The sequence below is a fragment of the Leptolyngbya sp. BC1307 genome (assembly GCF_002286735.1).
In the GTDB taxonomy this organism is placed as follows: Bacteria; Cyanobacteriota; Cyanobacteriia; order Phormidesmidales; family Phormidesmidaceae; genus Phormidesmis.
The window spans coordinates 1-842 of record NZ_NRTA01000177.1 but is presented as its reverse complement, the minus strand read 5'-3'; the positions used below and the strand labels follow the sequence as shown (position 1 = coordinate 842).

General features: G+C 54.5%; 1 protein-coding gene. It reads left to right on the top strand.

Annotation, left to right across the window (positions count from 1 at the left end; translation table 11 throughout):
• The first annotated feature begins 61 nt into the window (after positions 1-61).
• Positions 62-781: a monofunctional biosynthetic peptidoglycan transglycosylase gene (mtgA, locus tag CKL79_RS22655; RefSeq protein WP_121971737.1), complete on the top strand. Its 720-nt coding sequence runs from the start codon at positions 62-64 to the stop codon at positions 779-781.
• Positions 782-842: the final 61 nt, after the last annotated feature.

Below are 842 nucleotides of genomic sequence, written 5' to 3'. Positions count from 1 at the left end.
CATCTGTTGTGTATGGTTAGAGTTGTCATCTGTCGTCATTCGCTCCGCTTTGCGCTCCTTTGTGTATAGACAAACCCGAGGTAGAAAACGCTTCCGTCCACTCCGCCTGCTCTGGCGGATAGTCATTTTCTTTGTATGGCTATGGGCGCTATCGGTGCCGCTAGTGCTGCTGCTGCGGTTCGTGCCACCGCCGACTACCAGCTTCATGCTGCAAGCCTCTGTTCGCAATGGTTTATACGCTTACCACTGGCAGCCCTACCCGCAGATTTCACCGGATATGGCTCTAGCTGCGATCGCTGCTGAAGACCAGCGCTTCCCGATGCATAGCGGGTTTGACTTAGAGGCCATCAACGCTGCTATCAGAGATGCTGAAAGCGGCGCTAGCCTGCGTGGAGGGAGCACCATCACCCAGCAAGTTGCCAAAAACCTGTTCCTATGGCCAGGGCGTAGCTTTGTACGCAAAGGCATAGAAGCTTGGCTAACCCTCCTCATAGAGCTGATGTGGAACAAGCAGCGGATCTTGGAAGTGTATCTAAACATTGCGCAATTCGGAGAGCGCACCTTTGGGGTAGAAGCCGCCAGTCAGCAGTTTTTTCAAATCTCCGCCCAGAACCTCACCCCTGAAGAAGCCGCCCTTCTCGCCGCCGTGCTACCTGGCCCAGAACTCTACAGCGTAGAAGCCCCTTCCTGGGAAGTGTTAGATCGCCAAGACTGGATTCTCACCCAGATGAGACAGCTGGGTGGCACAGCCTATCTTCAGGGACTACAAGATGGTTCCTGACCTGCCTTTTGGCAGCGCGATTCCCGACTGCCGCTCATACTAATTTAGTGCTGACGATGGG